This is a genomic window from Chitinophaga arvensicola (assembly GCF_900110835.1).
GTDB classification, from domain to species: Bacteria; Bacteroidota; Bacteroidia; order Chitinophagales; family Chitinophagaceae; genus Chitinophaga; species Chitinophaga arvensicola.
This window is the reverse complement of record NZ_FOJG01000002.1, coordinates 2,425,298-2,443,282: the sequence shown is the minus strand read 5'-3', so window position 1 is coordinate 2,443,282 and position 17,985 is coordinate 2,425,298. Positions and strand designations below refer to the sequence as shown.

The window sequence follows — 17,985 nt, the reverse complement described above, 5'->3', positions numbered from 1 at the left end:
CCCAGTGGCTACCGCTGGTTTTAATAAGAGATCCAAAATGAATAAAGCAATCATAAGAAAGTTGCTGGTTTATTTCTTACTCAGGGATATTCGCCTTATGCTTGTTATGTCAGGGTTAATGGGGGAAGTGCCGTTAGTGAGCTATTTTGTAAATCTGTTTAAACCAACCTTGCTGGCTTCTGTTCTATTTTATATCATGCCACTGACTATTTTAAATGGGTTGCTTTTTGCCTGGCCTTATGTCTACTTTTTCAAGCGTTTTAAAGAGGATGGGATGCGCGGCGTATTAATGCAGGATACTGCGTAGGAAAGCGCATAGTTTTCCCATTCATATGAACGTCGCCACTTTTAGCGCATTCAAACACGCAGGATGGCCCATGGATTAATCGACAGCAGCAGGGCAAAATCGTGTAACCGAAGTCTGTTTTACGTCAGCGCCGCTATAATACAGGAAACGTTTACCTACAGTAACCATTTCCTGCTGCATCCAATAGCTTTGTCTTGTGTTATAGCCTGTCTGTCGGGATTCTCTCCATTAATACAAAATTAGCTTTACGATTTTAGCCCTAACAATTTATCGGCATTGCTGTGAGCAATCTTGGTAATCTGATCATCAGGTAAGTCAATTGCATTTAGAAATTCCATACCCATTTCGTTAGTACTAAACGGATAGTCTATGGAAAATAGGATATTGTCTACACCAAAAGTATCCAAAGCAATCCTTAATGGGGGTTGTGTAAAGAAGCCACTGGTTGTGATGTGTACCTGCTGATGAAAAGTTTCGGCAAGACTACGCTGGTTCGCCCCTCCGTTTCCTGGTTTGAATGCCCGTTCTGATCTTGCCATCATCATCGGGAGTATTTCTCCCATGTGGCCAATAATGATGTTGAGATTAGGATACATATCAAAAATTCCGGCATAAAGCAATCGTAATACATGTATAGCTGTTTCTGAATGTCATCCCCATCCATAACATGCAATTGCTTCTGCCATTCCCGAATGGTTAGGCAGCCCACTATAATATATATCGGCTACTTCTTTTGGTGGCAAGCCAGGGTGGAGGTATATGGGCACCCCAAGCTTTTCAGCACGTTCAAATATGGGCGCAAATTTTTTGTGATCCAGAAAAAGGTTTTCTGTCATACCCCGGATCATCGCACCACGAAAATGATGTTCCTTTACGGCACGTTCTAATTCGTCTGCTGCAGCGAGTGGAGCTGTTGTTGGCAAATGGGCAAAAGCCGTAAACCTGTCTTCAAAACCAGCAATATGACCAGCTATGAGATCGTTATACTCCCTTGCAAAAGCAGGACCTTTCATATCATTTAATAAATTTGCACCAGCGCTGTCAACAGAAAGTACCTGCATTGTAATGCCATTTGCATCCATCGATTTCAAACGGTCTCCTGTTATATCTGCGAGTTTGGGAATCAGTTGCAGCATCCTTTCGGATTGACCAAAGCCACCCAATGCTTCCTTAGGTATTTTATTGGCCATTTCTGGGAAAGAGATATGCTCTTCGAGTGTTACTATCCTCATGATATAATACAATTTGTCAATCAAAAGTTAAAAGCAAAGTATTGGGACGTATCTCACGAATGATGGAAGTTATAGTAATGTCCAGAGATAGTGTTCCTCATAAAGATCCTTTTTTAAAGCAAATCAAGAAAACTAGCATCATAGTAGCTTCCCTTCTTAAGGTGCTTAAAATATTTTCTCCGGGCTGGGGTGCAATGGTAGGTGGCATTTTCCCGTTTTTTTATGAGCGTTTATCTAATTTGCCTCCAGGTCCAATACATAGTATAGCACATCTTCGCTGGTTCCATCAATCCAGTTGGCTGTTTCCCGATGACTGTATTGAAAGTTAAAGCGCTGGTTGGCGGCTTTGGAAGCAGTGTTGCTTTCCCGGTGACTTACACTAAGCCGCTTTAGCCGCAATTCTAAGGCTAAGGCCATCCTGATCTTATAAAGAAGAGCGGATAATCCTTGTCCTCTATGTTCTTTTTTTATATAAGACTGCCCAAGGTAGCCTTCATGGTCATTCAATAGTAGTAAACTGGTCATACCCACCAGTTCATCGTTGGCAAAAAGTCCAAATACCGCTCTGGGGGCTTTTATGCGTTCCTGCCATTGTTCGTCAGTAAGATCAGCTTCAGCGGGTGTGGTGCATCTGAACATAGAAGGTTCGGTTTTAATCGCTTCCAGGCGCATGGATTTATAAAGTAGGGCTTCCTCTTCCCGGAGCCTGCGAATATGGTAAATGCCTGATTTAAATTCGAGCTGTTGCGCGTCCATACGTTATCCTTATTTTTAATAAAGCTATTAAATTTTCTTATGGTGACAGCTATCTGGATGTGGCCAACTTTTGAAACAAACGGTGGTCTTTAAAAGGAAGAAAAAAATACCTACTTCTTAGTTAACGCAACTTTTATTCCCATGAAAATGATGGCTACCCCTGAAATCTTGTTGACCAGTATTCCGACTCCGGGGTTTGATTTAAGTTTCGCCGAAAAGGTGGCTGCAAAGAACGTGAGCCCGGTAAACCATATCATACTAAGCATGGCATAAATGGCCCCTAAAAGAAAAAATGGTATTTTATCATGTATATATTCGTATTTTATAAACTGCGGGATAAATGCTAAAAAGAATATGGCTACTTTGGGATTGAGTGCATTTGTCATTAAGGCAGTCCAGTAGGCCTTTTTATTAGATATGAATTTTACCTGGTTTTCTTTATTGATAATGTGCTGTTTTGAAAATAGTTTAGTGATCCCAATATACACCAGGTAAATGGCACCTGAATATTTAACAATAGTAAAAGCGGTAGCAGATTGAGCTAATATCAATGATAATCCGAAGGCAGCGAAAGAAGTGTGTACCATCACACCGGTTACTTTACCAAGCGTAGCATAAAGACCTGTTTTTTGCCCATGAGTCAGGGATTTATTCAGAATGAATATGGTATCAATGCCAGGAGATATAATAAAAAGAAAAGACGTTATCACGAATGATGTAATGTTAATAATACCCATGATGCAAATGTACCAAAAACAATTTGGGCCTGAATACCCCTTTTATTGGCGCAGATGGCCCTCTCTGTTATGATGTATTACTTTATTTTTGACTGGTATCGGAATAAATCTGTATTGAAAAATAGAAATCTAAATCTGATCAAATGAGAAATATAGTCTATGGTATCAATCTGACTGCAGATGGTTGCTGCGACCATACGCAACTTAGCGGCAGTGTAGAAGTCCACGAGTATTTTACGGATCTGATGCGGGATGCAGACCTGATTATTTACGGACGTAAAACCTATGAGTTGATGGTCCCTTACTGGCCGGAGGTAGCAAAGAAACAATCCGGGACCAAATCGGAGAATGAATTTGCACAGGTATTTGATGCCATTGACAAAGTAGTTTGCTCCCGTACACTGGAGCATGTAGAAGGTAATACGAGGATTATCCGTAGTAACCTTGCGGAAGAAGTACTGAAACTAAAACAGGCTCCCGGTAAGAATATATCCCTTGGTGGTGTAAGCCTGCCAGCCGAACTGATAAGGCTTGGTCTGGTAGACGAATATTACTTTCTTGTTCATCCTGTTCTTTCAGGTCAGGGTAGACGATTGTTAGATGAGGTGGTTCTTCCTGAGAAGCTAAATTTACAGCTAGTGGATTCGAGGGCTTTAAAATCCGGATGTATGTCGCTTCATTACCGCAAGCAGTAATAGCACGGTTGTGTCGTAGGCCGGATAATTTTATAGAGATGTATTCCAGCAGCATATTTAAGAAGATAAAAGCGTTTAATATTTTAAGAAGACAGCGAAAAATCAGCCTGAAAGAAATTGCTTTCGGCAAACAATAAATAGATAAGAATGGGTTAATTTTCAGGCTGAAAAGGAACTTATGAAGAAAATAGGATTTTTATCATTTGGGCATTGGTCTGACCACCCTGCCTATAAAGCCCGTACAGCAGGAGACACGTTGCTTCAATCTATCGATCTGGCTGTTGCTGCCGAAGAAATTGGTTTAGATGGCGCCTATTTTCGTGTACATCATTTCGCAGCTCAGTTAGCATCCCCCTTTCCTTTGCTTTCGGCTATCGGCGCCCAAACAAGCAAAATAGAGATTGGAACAGGTGTGATTGACATGCGTTATGAGAATCCACTGTATATGGTGGAAGATGCGGGAGCTGCTGATCTGATTTCAGAAGGAAGATTACAATTGGGAATCAGCAGAGGTTCGCCTGAACAGGTAATTGATGGATGGCGCTATTTTGGGTATGAGCCAGCCGTAGGAGAAACGGACGCAGATATGGGTCGCCGCAAAGCGCTGGAATTTCTGGATAAGCTAAAAGGTGTAGGATTTGCTCAGCCTAATCCGTATCCGATGTTTCCGAATCCACCAGGCCTGCTACGTTTGGAGCCACATTCGGAAGGATTGCGGGAACGCATCTGGTGGGGCGCAGCTTCCAACGCTACGGCTGTTTGGGCAGCCGAAAACGGCATGTATCTTCAAAGTTCTACGCTGAAGTACGATGAAAGCGGTAAACCTTTCCATATACAACAAGCCGAGCAGATCAGATTGTACAAAGATGCCTGGAAAAAAGCTGGCCACCAAAGGGAACCAAGGGTATCGGTAAGCCGGTCTATTTTCGCATTGGTAAACGATCAGGATCGCTACTTCTTTGGGCAGGAATCGAATCGGAAGGATAAAATCGGAATGATTGAAGCTGACAAGCGCGCTATTTTCGGAAGAAGCTATGCTGCAGAGCCGGATCAGCTGATAAAAGAATTAGCTGCCGATGAAGCTATCCAGGAGGCAGATACCCTTCTTTTGACGATACCTAATACATTGGGTGTTGATTACAATGTACATGTACTGTCGTCTATTCTGGAGCATGTAGCACCCGGATTGGGTTGGCGTTGAGTTTTAATAATAATAGTAAATAATTATTTAATCTCATTTCAAGAATATTAAGGGTGTAATCAGATATTCGATTGTGTTGCTGATTGCGCGCCTGGAAAGCGATGGATATCTATCCATCGCTTATTTTTTGGGGAAAATAATTGGACTAGCGCTCAGGTTTTTCCATTTTCATTTTTTTTTCTTCTCATTTATTTATTTTTTATATTTTCGCTGATATTCAACGTAGTAATCTCTATATTATCGATAGGAAGCCTTATACCATGTAGCATTTCACTATTAGTAATCTGAGTATTTTTAACCCGTACCGTAAACTACATTTGTTTAAAGTTTTTGGGATACGTATCGTATGCAATCTTTATACCATGAGATATTTACTATCGCTATTTTTTTTCTTTGTTTGCACTGTATCATTACATGCTCAGAAATATGTTGAGCAAGCTGTTCTGACCCAGGGAGGACTAGGTAAACTTCCTTCTGATGCCGGTTTTAGCATCCAGAAGCCTTCCAGCGGTATTCATTATAATGGAACACTTGATTTTACCTATAACCTTTTTCCTACGCAGCTATCTAATCAATTGTTATCATTTACTATTAATTATAATTCAAAGGGAATTAAAGTAGATGAAGAAGCTAGTGAGATTGGACTTGGTTGGTCGCATAATTTTGTTGGGAGAATAGCGAGAACAGTCAATGGCTATGATGATTTTACGAAGGGCAACGCGAATGGTCAGACTATTTACTTTAATAATGACATACAGTTTGTAGATACTGTGCCATATCCGCTTTATCAGATGAGCTATAATCTGAAATATACACTACCTGCTAAAAAGGTACGTGAAATATATATAAATGGTGCAGAGGAAGCCGGGAGTCAGTTATATCTTCCTTTTGTGAGACTGGGAGGAGCTGAAACGCAGGTATTCAATGTTAGTTCGCAGTTTTCTGTGAATGAAACTGTCATTAATAATGAGTATGAGCCAGATGTGTATAATGTAGAAGTACCGGGGTTTTCGGCAGAATTTATTATAGACAAACGTGGCAAAGTATATGAAAAGAATAACTCTGGTGCAAAATATAACTATACCTATAGCTATAACGTAGCCACTAATAAATACGATGTTACCTGGAAAATTGTGGCTCCTAATGGAGTTATTTACTATTTCAATAAATATGAAGAACGATTTTCTCCCACAGGGCAGATAGCTTTGCCACCATGGTCCATTGCCAATTGGTATTTGACCCAGATCGTTACTCCTCAGGGAGATAAAATTGATTATAAGTATACCGCCAGAAGTTATAATTCAATAAAGAATTATACAAGTCGAAATGAGATCGAGGTATCGGGAGTCCCCGTAATTTCCTACACCCCACTAATGGATTTAAATACCTGGGTTTTGGATTCGGTGATAGCCCGCAATTTTAAAGTAAGTTTCTTTAGAGAATCCCGTAAAGATGTATCGGTAGGAGATCGGATAAGTGCTATCCGGTTACATCGTATTCAGCAGGGAATTCCTGTGATTGATTCAGTCCATTTTTATCAATCTTATTTTATAGGTACCGGAGGATATAGTAATGGTATACCTTCAGAATTTAACTATAATGCAGAGTATCTTACGCACCGGCTAAAGTTGGATTCGCTATCGATCAATATTGCCGCTGCGAGAAAAGATGATCAGGTTTACAAATTTGAGTATAATGATACTCCATCTCCTCTTCCTGCAAAAAACTCTTTCTCCAGGGATTTATGGGGCTACTATAACGCTAGTGGAGCAACTTCCCTTTTGCCGAGAACAACGATGTATCTACCTTATCCGACTGGGGCTTTGATCACGATGGGAACCGCAGACAGGTCTGCCGGTGTATTGGATGAGGTACAGAAATATGTGCTCAAAAGAATTAAGTACCCAACTGGTGGTTTTACTGAAATAGAATATGAGAATAATGAGTTTAATATAAAAAAAACGGAACTCTATAACTTTACTGGCTTTAATCTAATGGATCAGTCACCACCAGAGGCACCGAAACTGGAGAGTGGCTATCCTATGGATGCTTTTGGAAGTAAAGTAAGGACAATGGATTTTTACATCCCTGCGACAGATCTTCCTCCTTCAGCTAGTCCCAATAATGCTGTAGTTTGTACACTTCAGGTCGTTGCTCCTGTAAATTATCAGTATTTTAGCCAGAACCCTAATTATCAGGTTACTTTCCTTAACATATATGATTCTTCGGGTGCGGTGGTCTATTCGGCAGACGCAGGTCTACGTAATATAGCCTATAATTATTTTGATCCAACAGGGAAACAATACATTTTAGATTCACGTCCTTCTTTAAAGCCCGGGAAGTATAGAATGGAGTTCAGCTTTGATAAAAATTGGCAGTTTATACAAGCTTACCTGCTGATTCGTATTAATTGGCCGAAGACGCTTACTACGCTTGTTGATTCCTATCCTATGAAAAGAGGCCCTGGTTTGAGAGTAAAAAAAGTGGTACATAAAGCGGATCAGGCATCTATCGCATCTACCAGTCTTTATAACTACAACTATTATCAGCCAGGGAAAGATGCAAATGGGATGGATATAATGGTACGCTCCACATATGGTGTGTTAATAAACAGGCCGATCAATTTAACCCAACGAGTAACCAGGTCATGCTTTGCGCCAAACAGCCCGACAGATATCAGGCTGTTTTCCGGGATGCCGGCAGCTATTACTACAGATGACTTAGGGTATAGTCGTATTGAAGAATTGCAAGTTGGTGGTGGAGACACTTTGCGAAAAGTGTATGACTATAGTTTAATTCCAAGCGCTACTGCCAATTATGATGGAATGTATACAAGTGGGCTGAAGTATATTAATTTTCCTGTAAATGGATTCTTAACAAAGGAAAGCAGTTATCTCGGCAATACAAATCAGCTTGTTCATTCAAAAACATTTAAGTATTTATACGAACTAACAAATGAGATATGGGGAGTGAAATATTTCAGAGCAAGTAGCGGCACAATTTTACCTGGAAATTGTATGAACCCGGATGATGTAATGATGATATTTGCCTATCCGGTTATGAACGCAGGATATTTGAAAAAGCTTAGTGAAGAAGAAACCTACTATAATAATGGGCAGGAGCTGACTAAAATAACCAATTTCCAATATAAGGATTACAATAAGAATTTTATTGCATCTTCTACCTACAGTAATTCAAAAGGAGAGATAGTATTGGACTCTGTTATGTATGTACAGGATTTTAAAGGTACTTCTCCCGTAGTGGATACAATGATCAATAGGAATATGTTGGGAATAACTCTCGAAAATGTAAAGAAAGTTGGTGGCGTGCAGGTAAGCAGGGAGAAGACCACCTATGACCTTTGGAACAATAAAGCGATAGTGGCACCTTTGAAAGAAGAAAGGGCGCTTATGGCAGGAGCAATGGAAACAGAAGCCACCTATGAGGCATATGATTTGTATGGTAATCCACTGCAGTTCAGAGGCAAAGATGGTATAGTGACGAGTTTGGTATGGGGATATAACAATAGTTATCCGGTGGGGAAAGGGGTTGGTTTAACCTATAGTTCTCTGGCAGCTGTTATCAACAATGGTATTGTTGCTAACCCGGCGAATGACTACACACTTAGAAAGGAAGCAGATAAATGGAGGAATAGTTTTCCTAATGCCTTCATCATTAGCAATACCTATAACCCTTTGATTGGTATTACTTCCCAGACCGGTGTGACAGGAAATGTCAGTTATTATGAGTACGATGGCCAGGGCCGATTGAAAACAATCAGAGACAAGGATAGTAATGTGGTTAGACTACTTGAGTATAAATATTCAACTAATCAGCCTTGACAACAGCGACTATCTGTACAACTATTTTTACGTTATAGATTTCTTACCATCCCAACATTTTTATGCCTCTGATATTTAAACTCAATAGGTCCTTTTCGCTGATCTCATTTTTTGTGGTAGGTGCATTGACGATAAATGCACAGAATATCCCCAATAGTTCGATCCAGACATCTGCAACCCCGGTAGCACAACCCACCCCTTATCAGGGTGCTTTGAATTATATACGTATATGGGAGCCCAATATGCGTATCATAGATCCATTACAGGTATCGGGTAACCAAGATGTTAATGCAGTGAAGCAGACAACACGCTATTCTGATGGTTTGGGGCGGGAGATACAAACAATTATAAAAGGGAATAGTCCTGGTGGAAAAGATGTAGTAACGCCGGTACTGTATGATTATATGGGAAGAGAGGCATATCAGTACATGCCCTATGTTGCACTGTCTGGTGATGGCAGTTTTAAACCCGAGATCTTTTCAGAGCAGCGACAGTTTTTAGCCTCCCAGTTTCCAGGTGAGAGTATATTTTATAATGAAGTACAATATGAGAAGTCTCCGTTAGGTCGGGTAGTCAAGAATTTGCCAGCTGGAAACAGCTGGGGGGGGAGTGGAAGAGGTATATCTGTGCAGTATAGCATTAATACCACAGATGATGCCGTGAGAATTTGGGATCTTACTGCTGGTAGTATACCAGTAAGTCCGGTTGGGAAAATCTATTCAGCAGGAGAATTGTACAAATCAGCATCTACTGATGAGCATGGTTATCTGTCAGTGGAGTTTAAGGATAAAGAAGGGCATTTAATATTGAGAAAAACAAGTATGGTGGCTAATCCTTCTCAGGGTTATGAGAACTGGGTAAGTACTTACTATGTATATGATGACTTAAATAATCTGCGCTTTATAATATCACCCAAAGCAGTGGATCTTATCAAGAGTTCCTGGGTTATCAGTCAGCAGATCGCCGACGAACTTTGTTATCAGTATCAATATGATACCCGTAATCGGCTGATTGTAAAGAAAATGCCTGGAGCTGCGCCTTTAGAAATAGTTTATAGTACGAGAGGCTTACCTGTATTTACAAGGGACGGTAATCAGAAAGGGAAGCTTCAATGGATGGTCACTTTTTATGATGAGTTAAATCGACCTATTTCGACGGCATTATATAATTCTATCGCCCTTAGGGAAGATTTGCAGGCTCAAATGAATACTGTAGTAACAACCAGCCAGCCTCTCTCATATCCAATTCCGGGACGGGCTGATGTGACATTGACCAGCTATGATGGTAAAACAGGCATTTACCAGGCAACAAACTCTATTACGCTGCTGGATGGTTTTGATTCCGGAGTTGGCAGGGAGATAACAATGGAGATCAATCCATCTGCTACAGATGGCCAGGTGAACATAGTTGCATCTAATGTTTTGCCAGGATTGGATCCTAAGAAACTGTACCCGCTTACTTATTCATTTTATGATAAATATGGCTTTAATGGCGTCCAAACATCTGTGCCTGACGAATTAAACAAACTTCAACCCGGTACTAATAAATATCCTGTATTAGCCACTATTGGAGGCAGCATGCTTGGGATGGTGACAGGAAGTAAAGTCAGGGTCTTAAATTCAGATCAATGGCTGACTACTACTAATTATTATGATGATAAGGGGCATCTGCTTCAGGTTGTTCAGGATAATCTTACCGGTGGGAAAGATATTATCAGTAACATGTATGATTTCAGTGGTAGGAAAATATCGGTCTATCATCATCATACAAATCAGCGAAGTAGTACTACATCAGACACAAGAATTTTATCAGTATTTAACTTTGATGCGTTTGGAAGATTAACTGAGGTAGTAAAGCAAGATAATGATAACGGGGTGAATAAAATTATACTACACAACGATTATAATGAGCTGGGGCAGTTGAAAACAAAAGTATTGGGGAATAATATGGAAAGCCTGGCCTACGACTATAACGTACGTGGCTGGCTGAAGGGCATCAATAAGGACTATGCCAAAACTGGCCAGGGTACACATTTTTTTGGATCAGAATTGCATTATGACTACGGATACAGCAACCCTCAATATAGTGGCAATATCTCGGGTATAACATGGAGGAGCAAAACAGATAATCAATGGCGTTCTTATGGATATAATTATGATGCTGCCAACAGAATGTTGCGAGCTGACTTTACACAGAATAATGGAGGTTGGAATAATACCGCAGGAGTAGATTTTAGTGTGAAAATTGGAGATGGAATGAACCCCGGTAGCGCTTACGACGCAAATGGGAACATACTTTCAATGACACAACTGGGGTTGAAAGGAACAACGAGTTCTCCTATCGATAAATTAACATACACTTATTTCCCTGCCAGCAACAGATTAATGGGCGTCTCTGATGAAATAGTTGATCCTCTATCATCGCTGGGAGATTTTAAGGAGTTAAATGGTAAGAGTAATAACGATTATCTATATGATGTAAATGGAAATTTAACACAGGATCTTAATAAGAATATTACAGCTAATGGTATAGTGTATAATCATCTTAACGCGCCTGAAAAAATCACTATCGCCGGAAAAGGAGTTATTGAATTTGTATATAATGCTAATGGAGATAAACTTAGAAAAATTATAACGGATAATACAGTTACTCCTTCTAAAGTAACTACCACCGATTATATATTAAACCTGGTATATAAGAATGATACTTTGCAGCATTACGGAAATGAGGCAGGGAGAGTAAGAATACTTTATAAGCAGGGAAACGCTCCATCCAGCGTGTATGATTATTTCATTAAAGATCACCTGGGTAATATCCGTATGATACTTACAGAACAGTCTGATGTTTCCTCCTATATTGCTACCATGGAGACATCGAATGCTGCTAAAGAGAATATACTTTTCAGTAATATTGATAATAGCAGGAGCAACAAGCCTCCTGGATATCCTTCAGAGGAAAACGTTTCCGAAAATAAGTCTGTAGCAAAGTTGAATGCATCGGGTGCAGGAAAGAAAATTGGGCCCTCCCTTGTTCTTCGTGTAATGGCCGGAGATAGTGTTCAGATCGGAGCAAAAGCTTTCTACAAATCTGATGGTCCTCAGACCAGGAATAAGGAGGATATCCCAGCGGGGGCGATGCTGGCTGATTTACTTCAATCTTTCGGAGGGCAAGGTGAGACATTAGGAGCCCATGGGAACCTATCTTCAGGCAATAATCTGTCGCCGTTCAACGCGAATTTTTATAATCAGGATTATCAACATCTTAAGATGAAAGAAAAAGATCAAGATGCGGATAAGAAGCCGAAGGCTTACGTTAATTATGTTTTGTTTGATGATCAATTTAAGCTGGTAGAGGAGAATAGTGGTGTGAAACAAGTGAAAAATGAGCCTGATCAGTTGCAAAGCTTAGCTGTAGAGAAGATAGCCATGAAGAAAAGCGGCTTTCTTTATATTTATACCAGTAATGAAAGTCCTCAGGATGTTTTCTTTGATAATCTTGCTGTAACGCAGAGTACGGGTCGGATTCTGGAAGAAACGCACTATTACCCCTTTGGATTGACCATGGCAGGTATCAGTAGTAATGCACTGAAGGGAACTTCCTATCCTGAGAACCGAATGAAATATAATGGGAAGGAGTTGCAGGAAAAGGAGTTTAATGATGGCAGCGGGTTAGAGTGGTATGCTTATGGTATGCGGGACTATGATCAGCAAATAGCCAGATTTATGAGGGTTGATCCACTGGCAGGCGAGTTTGTGCAATTGAGCCCATATCAATATGCAGGTAATAATCCAGTCAAAAATATAGATCTTGATGGTTTAGAGCCTAAGACAAGTGTGGAATCCTGGGATAGGAGAACGGAAAATAGCTATACTTATCCGAGTGGACAGAAAATCATAAAGGCTGATAGTTATTGGGTGAGTGAGCAGCAAGGAAATTATAATGCAGTATTCCAGTATTATGAAAAGGGAAAAGGCTGGCAAGAGTTTACTCCCAAAACGGAGGCAGATTTTATGACGGAACGGGCGCATAATATGGCAAAGCTTGCTGATGGGTTCGCAATTGGTTTAACTTCAATGTTGACTGTAGGAACAGGGATGACCAGTAATGCACTTACTTTAGGACTTACATATTCTAGTTTGGGAATGGGGGCGGCAGATGCAGGAGTTCAGATGTTAGCAAGCGGTGAAGAAGGATTAATAAATAAAGCCAAAGATATAAATCTGACTAGTGTTGCTCTGACAGCAATTGCGAAAAACCCGTTTGTGGGAGCTATGGGATCGAGTGCATTTGATTATAGAGCAAAAGGCGGTTGGGAGAATGCCTTATGGAATGATAAAAAGGATGCGAGAACATTTATGCTGGAATCCCTGGTGACAGGCATAGCTGGTAAGTACGCTGGAGCCGGGCTCGATTATCTGGGTGCTGGGAGTTCTGCTGGTTTAAAATCTTTAATTTCCGGTGGCTTGAAAAGGAGTGGGGCTGTAACTATTCAAGTTGGTGCTGGAGCATTTACCTGGACTCAACTAGGAGGACTTACCGCTGCTATTTTGCAGGCACTTCAGGAAAACACGAAAATAGACAAGTAGATCTTGATAGGAAACATTACTTATGTGTGACTTATAAATAGAATAAAGGATGAAGAAATCAGTAAAAAGAAGAATAATCAGGAACACAGTAAAAGGAATCCCTTACATTATAATACTAGGGTTCGTAATTGCTTTTTTTAGGTCATGTGGGAGAGAAGAGCAGTTGATGAAGAATTATACTTTTACCAATGGAACTGTATTGCGTTTTTCTCCTGACTATCGGGGAGCTGGAGGTGGAATTACGTATGAATTCGTTGTAAACGGTATAAAATACGAAAACAAAAGTTTGTATGCTCCCATTTATTCGTCAAAAGGTTATTCCTTTGTAGGAAGGAGTTTTCCCGTTGCTTATGACAGCACTAATGTGAATAATAACACGATATTAATACTCCCTATGGACTTTAAGAAATTTCACATTTCATTTCCAGATTCCCTTGAATGGATTCGGCAATATATAAGACCAGACAAACGCTCTTAAAACTCATCTGATATATTTCCGACTGGTGAAATACTTTTATTTTTTATAAGCTGTGAGCATACCTAAATCTTCCTCTCCCAGAGGTTAATTAAACGACTTCCTGAACATCAAAGGAGAAAGATGCGTTTTGCTCTTAAACAGTTTGCTGAATGATTGAGGATGTTCAAATCCTAACTCATATGCAATCTCACTTACCGACAAACGGGTGGCAGATAATTTTTCTTTCGCTTTTTCTATAATGGCGTCTTGAATATATTGTTGCGTGTTCAGTCCTGTCAGTGAACGCAGCATATCACTTAAATAGCGGGGCGATAATTTCAGCCGTGTGCTGATGTACCTGACAGACGGCAGTCCCTTTTTTAATCCATTTTCTTCATCAAAATAGGTATGCAGTAACTTGTCTAAAGCCGTGGTGATCTCTGTATTTACGGCTTTTCTTGTAATGAATTGGCGATTGTAGAAGCGATTGCTGTAATTCAGTAATAATTCTATCTGTGAAACCAATACATCCTGGCTAAACTGGTCAATATTAGTATCCAGTTCATCTGCCATCGCATTAAACATGTTATGGATGATTTCTTTTTCTTTTGCAGATAGAAATAATGCCTCGAACACATCATAAGAGAAAAAACCATACTGATTGATAGTATTGCCCAATGGATAATTCCGGATGAAGTCGGGATGAAAATAGAGCGCATATCCCACGTAACTATCCGCATTTTCTGGTGATGTAACGATTTGTCTGGGTTTCAAAAAAGCCAGTCCTCCTTCTTCAAAATCGTAATACCCCTGCCCGTATTTTGTTCTCCCGTAAAACGTTGGTTTGAAGGATATTTTATAAAGATCAAGACTTATTTTTTGACTTTTTTTAATGACTTCCACCGGCACATCCTTGTAATCTACCAATGCTATCAGGGGATGTAATGGCGCTGGCAATCCCAACTCCATCATTAGTTGTGATATACTTTCAATATGCAGTATGTCTGGTGATTGTTGCATTGATAGTACCAAATTAATCAATTTTGCACTGCAGGACGAATCACAATGTCGCCAATTTCTACCTCTTTTGGTTGGCTTATCGCATAAATAACTGCATGGGCAACAGCTTCCGGATTTATCGCAATTTCTTCCATACGCTTTGCAGAAGCAACTTTCATCTCTTCATTTTTTAAATTACTTACAAAATCGGTTTTTACAAATCCGGGCGAAATTCCTGTAATGCGTATACTGCCATCAGACTCCTGGCGGAATGCTTCTGCAATGGTGCGCACTGCATTTTTTGTTCCGGCATACACTCCCTGCATAGGAACAATTTTTAGTCCTGATGTGGAAATAATGTTGATGATATGCCCCGATTGTTGCTGTTTAAAAACGGGAATGGCCGCAGCCATTCCATATAGAACACCTTTAAGGTTAATGTCAATCATTTCTTCCCAGCCATCAATGTCTAAATCATCGATCCGGCTGATCTGGCTTACCCCTGCATTGTTTACAATGACATCCAGTTTCCCGTATTGTTCAACTGCCAGATTTACGAGATGGGTGAGCGCATTCCGGTTTCTCACATCAGTAACAGCAAAAGTTGCTTCCCCTCCGTTTTGATGAATGTTATCCACTAATTTTTGCAACTGTTCTTTTCTGCGTGCACCTACAATCACTTTGGCGCCATTTTTCGCCAGTTCTATTGCTATCGCTTTTCCAATACCGCTGCTTGCCCCTGTAATAACTACTACTTTTCCTTGTATGTTTTGCATGTTTTTCCAATTTAATTTCAATACAAAGGTCCCGTTTGTATTTTACTAAAAGTAGCTGGATTGGTATTTGTTGTAGTCAAACAGGTAGGTCGCTTATTTTTGTTTGGGCAGGGTTAGCTTTCGAATTTTCTCGTATGCCAGAGGTTGAGCAGTATTATTGTTAAAGTGGCTATTGACACCCTTAAGGACGTGCCCGCATCCACGCATTGGCCAGTTAAGACCCCGGTGCATAAATTTTAATACCGCATAAAGACTTTTTGATTAAAAAATTGATGAAATTTAAATATTGTTTGTTAAAGTCTTTTTTTATAAAAAATTAAAAGGAGGAGCTTGTTTGGAAAGAATAGAGGAGAAGTTAAAAATACTTGCAGATGCCGCGAAATATGATGTTAGCTGCAGTTCCAGCGGGAGCAAGAGAAAGAACACCGGAGGTATTGGTGACGCATCTTCATCAGGTATTTGCCATACTTACACAGAGGACGGCCGTTGTGTTTCTTTATTAAAAATTTTACTGACCAATCATTGTATATATGATTGTGCATTTTGTGTGAGCAGAAAAAGCAATGATGTAAAGCGCGCCGCTTTTACAGTGGAAGAGGTGGTGGAGTTAACGATGAATTTTTACCGGAGGAATTACATCGAAGGTTTATTTTTAAGTTCAGGCATTTTTAAAAATGCCGATTTTACGATGGAGCGCTTGCTCCGCGTGGTAAAGAAGCTTCGTACTGAAGAACGATATAATGGTTATATTCATCTGAAAACCATTCCAGGAGCCAGCGAAGAGTTGATCAAAGAAGCCGGTTTGTACGTGGATAGAATGAGCATCAACCTTGAACTGCCTACAGAAGCGGGGTTGAAATTGGTAGCGCCGGAAAAAGATCACGAGTCTGTGAAAAAACCGCTTGCTTTTGTGCAGCAACAAATTCAGGAATACCAGTCGGAATCCAAATTGATTAAGCATACACGTCAGTTTGTGCCCGCTGGCCAAAGTACGCAGATGGTCATCGGGGCTACTCCTGAAACTGATTTTGAGATAATGGATGTAGCCAGAACGTTTTATGACAACTATAAGCTAAAGCGGGTATATTATAGCGGTTACATTCCCATAAATAGTGAAAATTCCCTGTTGCCTCAGTTGGGGACCCGTCCTCCGTTGATCCGTGAAAACCGCTTGTATCAGACGGATTGGCTATTGCGTTTTTATGATTTCAAGCTGGAGGAGATATTAAATACACAATACACCCAACTTGAACTGGATATAGATCCTAAGCTGAGCTGGGCTTTGCGTAATCCACATTTTTTTCCGGTCGACATTAACCGCGCTGATTATAAGCAGATCATCAGAATTCCGGGGATAGGCAGGCAATCGGCCATAAAGATCATCCAGGCGAGGAAATTCGGCCAGTTGCATGAGTATCAGGTATGTAAAATGGGCATTGCGTATAACCGCGCCCGATATTTTATGACTTGTGCAGATAGCCCTGTTGTGCTTGGTGCTCCTTCTATGGATCAAATCAGGCAACGGATTTTACAGAAAAATGCTTTTAATGCTTCAACAACTGATATTCAGTTAAGCCTTTTTTAGATGATTTACATATTTGATGGAACATACCAGGGTTTTTTATGCTGTGTGTTTACATATTTTGAATACAAAGACACCGCCGTCCGGCTTCAGTTGTCGGGGGATGACGCTTGTCAGACTGATATGTTTAGTGCAAGCAGATCCATTGTGACAGACGTGCCAAAAGCGCAGAGGGTACAGCATGGTTTGCAAAAGCATGTAGGCAGTACCGTAGCTATGGATTTTTTTAGTGTCCTCCTTTCAGAGGACCGAAAAGCGTGGGCTGCCGCTTTTTATATTGTATGCCGGATATTTTCCGGTCAGGCAGATATTCTTGAGAATTTTGGAGATGACCAGGTGCTGTATTTTACACAGACTGTAAAAAAAGTAAGCCGGGAACGTCATCGGATGAAAGCTTTCGTTCGCTTTCAGAAAAGTAATGATGGTTTATTTTTTGCTGTTATAGAACCGGATTTCAATGTGTTGCCATTGATTGCGGATTTTTTCAAAAAAAGGTACGCCGATCAAAAATGGCTGATCTATGACGTAAAAAGAAAGTACGGCTTATTATACGATAAGCGAACGGTGTCGGAAGTAAATATTTCTCCGGAAGATAAACAGGCTTTATCGGCAGATGAAGTGATTACATTAGATGAAAAAGACGAACACTTTCAGCAACTATGGAAGCGCTATTTTCAAAGTACCAATATCGAAGCCAGGAGAAATATGAAACTACACTTGCAGCATGTTCCCAGAAGGTACTGGAAGTACCTGGTAGAGAAACAATAAATGTGATAAATTCAACAGCCCAATAAATTAGATCTATAATCCGGAAT

Annotated in this window: 12 protein-coding genes and 1 pseudogene; 8 read left to right on the top strand and 5 right to left on the bottom strand. The window is 40.3% G+C overall.

The annotated features are described in order from the left end of the window. The first annotated feature begins 37 nt into the window (after nucleotides 1-37). On the top strand, nucleotides 38-307 hold the full coding sequence (locus BMW79_RS27195) for a hypothetical protein (RefSeq protein ID WP_089900649.1): 270 nt from the start codon (nucleotides 38-40) through the stop codon (nucleotides 305-307). Nucleotides 308-552: 245 nt separating this feature from the next. Here the strand turns inward: BMW79_RS27195 and BMW79_RS34290 are convergent. The 3 genes and pseudogenes from BMW79_RS34290 to BMW79_RS27180 form a co-directional block, all read right to left on the bottom strand. Then, a pseudogene (locus BMW79_RS34290) lies at nucleotides 553-1,443 on the bottom strand (amidohydrolase family protein). Between the two features lie 330 nt (nucleotides 1,444-1,773). Then, nucleotides 1,774-2,295 (bottom strand): GNAT family N-acetyltransferase, encoded by a 522-nt coding sequence (locus BMW79_RS27185; RefSeq protein ID WP_089900645.1) that lies wholly within the window; start codon nucleotides 2,293-2,295, stop codon nucleotides 1,774-1,776. 110 nt (nucleotides 2,296-2,405) lie between these two features. Further along, nucleotides 2,406-3,032 (bottom strand): LysE family translocator, encoded by a 627-nt coding sequence (locus tag BMW79_RS27180; RefSeq protein WP_089900642.1) that lies wholly within the window; start codon nucleotides 3,030-3,032, stop codon nucleotides 2,406-2,408. Nucleotides 3,033-3,175: 143 nt separating this feature from the next. Here BMW79_RS27180 and BMW79_RS27175 point away from each other — a divergent pair, with 143 nt between their 5' ends. The 5 genes from BMW79_RS27175 (at nucleotide 3,176) to BMW79_RS27155 (ending at nucleotide 13,834) form a co-directional block, all read left to right on the top strand. Beyond that, a complete protein-coding gene (locus tag BMW79_RS27175; RefSeq protein ID WP_089900639.1) occupies nucleotides 3,176-3,727 on the top strand; it encodes a dihydrofolate reductase family protein in 552 nt (183 codons plus the stop codon). Nucleotides 3,728-3,905: 178 nt separating this feature from the next. Continuing rightward, the gene (locus BMW79_RS27170) at nucleotides 3,906-4,928 is read left to right on the top strand and encodes an LLM class flavin-dependent oxidoreductase (RefSeq protein WP_089900636.1); all 1,023 of its coding nucleotides are present in this window, start codon (nucleotides 3,906-3,908) and stop codon (nucleotides 4,926-4,928) included. Between the two features lie 362 nt (nucleotides 4,929-5,290). Further along, nucleotides 5,291-8,770 (top strand): hypothetical protein, encoded by a 3,480-nt coding sequence (locus tag BMW79_RS27165; protein WP_089900634.1) that lies wholly within the window; start codon nucleotides 5,291-5,293, stop codon nucleotides 8,768-8,770. Between the two features lie 242 nt (nucleotides 8,771-9,012). Next, nucleotides 9,013-13,356 (top strand): DUF6443 domain-containing protein, encoded by a 4,344-nt coding sequence (locus tag BMW79_RS27160; RefSeq protein WP_177192354.1) that lies wholly within the window; start codon nucleotides 9,013-9,015, stop codon nucleotides 13,354-13,356. A 49-nt stretch (nucleotides 13,357-13,405) separates the two neighbouring features. Then, nucleotides 13,406-13,834, top strand: a complete 429-nt coding sequence (locus tag BMW79_RS27155; protein ID WP_089900628.1) for a hypothetical protein — start codon at nucleotides 13,406-13,408, stop codon at nucleotides 13,832-13,834. Between the two features lie 84 nt (nucleotides 13,835-13,918). On the opposite strand, the gene BMW79_RS27150 is transcribed toward BMW79_RS27155, so the two are convergent. Both BMW79_RS27150 and BMW79_RS27145 read right to left on the bottom strand, forming a co-directional pair. Further along, nucleotides 13,919-14,833, bottom strand: coding sequence for a helix-turn-helix domain-containing protein (locus tag BMW79_RS27150; RefSeq protein ID WP_089900626.1), 915 nt, complete (start codon nucleotides 14,831-14,833; stop codon nucleotides 13,919-13,921). Between the two features lie 17 nt (nucleotides 14,834-14,850). After that, a complete protein-coding gene (locus BMW79_RS27145; RefSeq protein WP_089900623.1) occupies nucleotides 14,851-15,588 on the bottom strand; it encodes an SDR family oxidoreductase in 738 nt (245 codons plus the stop codon). Nucleotides 15,589-15,874: 286 nt separating this feature from the next. Here BMW79_RS27145 and BMW79_RS27140 point away from each other — a divergent pair, with 286 nt between their 5' ends. Further along, on the top strand, nucleotides 15,875-17,173 hold the full coding sequence (locus BMW79_RS27140; protein ID WP_245752696.1) for a putative DNA modification/repair radical SAM protein: 1,299 nt from the start codon (nucleotides 15,875-15,877) through the stop codon (nucleotides 17,171-17,173). Further along, nucleotides 17,174-17,938, top strand: coding sequence for a TIGR03915 family putative DNA repair protein (locus BMW79_RS27135; protein ID WP_089900621.1), 765 nt, complete (start codon nucleotides 17,174-17,176; stop codon nucleotides 17,936-17,938). Nucleotides 17,939-17,985 lie beyond the last annotated feature (47 nt).

Coding starts and splice junctions, on each gene's coding strand:
- BMW79_RS27195 (WP_089900649.1), top strand. CDS start 38: ATGAATAAAGCAATCATAAGAAAGTTGCTGGTTTATTTCTTACTCAGG.
- BMW79_RS27185 (WP_089900645.1), bottom strand. CDS start 2,295: ATGGACGCGCAACAGCTCGAATTTAAATCAGGCATTTACCATATTCGC.
- BMW79_RS27180 (WP_089900642.1), bottom strand. CDS start 3,032: ATGGGTATTATTAACATTACATCATTCGTGATAACGTCTTTTCTTTTT.
- BMW79_RS27175 (WP_089900639.1), top strand. CDS start 3,176: ATGAGAAATATAGTCTATGGTATCAATCTGACTGCAGATGGTTGCTGC.
- BMW79_RS27170 (WP_089900636.1), top strand. CDS start 3,906: ATGAAGAAAATAGGATTTTTATCATTTGGGCATTGGTCTGACCACCCT.
- BMW79_RS27165 (WP_089900634.1), top strand. CDS start 5,291: ATGAGATATTTACTATCGCTATTTTTTTTCTTTGTTTGCACTGTATCA.
- BMW79_RS27160 (WP_177192354.1), top strand. CDS start 9,013: ATGCGTATCATAGATCCATTACAGGTATCGGGTAACCAAGATGTTAAT.
- BMW79_RS27155 (WP_089900628.1), top strand. CDS start 13,406: ATGAAGAAATCAGTAAAAAGAAGAATAATCAGGAACACAGTAAAAGGA.
- BMW79_RS27150 (WP_089900626.1), bottom strand. CDS start 14,833: ATGCAACAATCACCAGACATACTGCATATTGAAAGTATATCACAACTA.
- BMW79_RS27145 (WP_089900623.1), bottom strand. CDS start 15,588: ATGCAAAACATACAAGGAAAAGTAGTAGTTATTACAGGGGCAAGCAGC.
- BMW79_RS27135 (WP_089900621.1), top strand. CDS start 17,174: ATGATTTACATATTTGATGGAACATACCAGGGTTTTTTATGCTGTGTG.